1 rRNA gene is annotated in these 2,268 nt (G+C 50.6%); it reads right to left on the bottom strand.

The window, feature by feature from the left end:
* Positions 1–2,191, bottom strand: a 23S ribosomal RNA gene (locus R7P74_RS24580); the annotation flags it as partial.
* Between the last annotated feature and the right edge of the window lie 77 nt (positions 2,192–2,268).

The following is a 2,268-nucleotide window of genomic DNA, read 5'->3' on the forward strand; positions in this document are numbered from 1 at the left end:
CGACGTTAGAACATCAACACTACAAGGGTGGTATTTCAAGGACGGCTCCACGCAATCTAGCGACTGCGCTTCAAAGCCTCCCACCTATCCTACACATGTAGGGTCAATGTTCAGTGCCAAGCTGTAGTAAAGGTTCACGGGGTCTTTCCGTCTAGCCGCGGGTACACTGCATCTTCACAGCGATTTCAATTTCACTGAGTCTCGGGTGGAGACAGCGTGGCCATCATTACGCCATTCGTGCAGGTCGGAACTTACCCGACAAGGAATTTCGCTACCTTAGGACCGTTATAGTTACGGCCGCCGTTTACCGGGGCTTCGATCAAGAGCTTCGACCGAAGTCTAACCCCATCAATTAACCTTCCGGCACCGGGCAGGCGTCACACCGTATACGTCATCTTGCGATTTTGCACAGTGCTGTGTTTTTAATAAACAGTTGCAGCCACCTGGTATCTGCGACTCTCAATAGCTCCATCCGCGAGGGACTTCACCGTCGAGAGCGTACCTTCTCCCGAAGTTACGGTACCATTTTGCCTAGTTCCTTCACCCGAGTTCTCTCAAGCGCCTTGGTATTCTCTACCCGACCACCTGTGTCGGTTTGGGGTACGATTCCTTACAATCTGAAGCTTAGAGGCTTTTCCTGGAAGCATGGCATCAATGACTTCACATCCGTAGATGCTCGACGTCGTGTCTCAGCTTTAAGAAGAGCCGGATTTACCTAACTCTTCAGCCTACGCACTTGAACCTGGACAACCGTCGCCAGGCCCACCTAGCCTTCTCCGTCCCCCCATCGCAATTGTAAGAAGTACGGGAATATTAACCCGTTTCCCATCGACTACGCCTTTCGGCCTCGCCTTAGGGGTCGACTTACCCTGCCCCGATTAACGTTGGACAGGAACCCTTGGTCTTCCGGCGAGGAGGTTTTTCACCCCCTTTATCGTTACTCATGTCAGCATTCGCACTTCTGATACGTCCAGCATGCGTTACCACACACCTTCAACCGCTTACAGAACGCTCCCCTACCCAATGCACTAAAGTGCATTGCCGCAGCTTCGGTTTACTACTTAGCCCCGTTACATCTTCCGCGCAGGCCGACTCGACCAGTGAGCTATTACGCTTTCTTTAAATGATGGCTGCTTCTAAGCCAACATCCTGGCTGTCTGAGCCTTCCCACATCGTTTCCCACTTAGTAGTAATTTGGGACCTTAGCTGGCGGTCTGGGTTGTTTCCCTCTCCACGACGGACGTTAGCACCCGCCGTGTGTCTCCCGGATAGTACTTACTGGTATTCGGAGTTTGCAAAGGGTTGGTAAGTCGGGATGACCCCCTAGCCTTAACAGTGCTCTACCCCCAGTAGTATTCGTCCGAGGCGCTACCTAAATAGCTTTCGGGGAGAACCAGCTATCTCCAGGTTTGATTGGCCTTTCACCCCTAGCCACAAGTCATCCGCTAATTTTTCAACATTAGTCGGTTCGGTCCTCCAGTTGATGTTACTCAACCTTCAACCTGCCCATGGCTAGATCACCTGGTTTCGGGTCTATATCCAGAGACTGAACGCCCAGTTAAGACTCGGTTTCCCTACGGCTCCCCTAGATGGTTAACCTTGCCACTGAATATAAGTCGCTGACCCATTATACAAAAGGTACGCAGTCACAGGACAAAGCCTGCTCCTACTGCTTGTACGTACACGGTTTCAGGTTCTATTTCACTCCCCTCACAGGGGTTCTTTTCGCCTTTCCCTCACGGTACTGGTTCACTATCGGTCAGTCAGTAGTATTTAGCCTTGGAGGATGGTCCCCCCATATTCAGACAGGATATCACGTGTCCCGCCCTACTCGATTTCACTGAACACACGTCGTCAACTACGGGACTATCACCCTGTATCGTCGGCCTTTCCAGGCTGTTCGTCTAACGCGTGTAAAGCTTAAGGGCTAGTCCAATTTCGCTCGCCGCTACTTTCGGAATCTCGGTTGATTTCTTTTCCTCGGGGTACTTAGATGTTTCAGTTCCCCCGGTTCGCCCTGTTGAGCTATGTATTCACTCAACAGTAATACCTTATGGTATTGGGTTTCCCCATTCGGAAATCCCAGACTCAAATGGTTTTTACTACCTAATCTGGGCTTATCGCAAGTTAATACGTCCTTCATCGCCTCTGACTGCCAAGGCATCCACCGTGTACGCTTAGTCACTTAACCATACAACCCGAAGGAGTTTCGAGTTGATGTTCAAATCACCAAAGTTGTCTCTCATTATTTGAATGAGCGAGAGACAT

This window comes from Vibrio sp. 2033 (assembly GCF_033339735.1).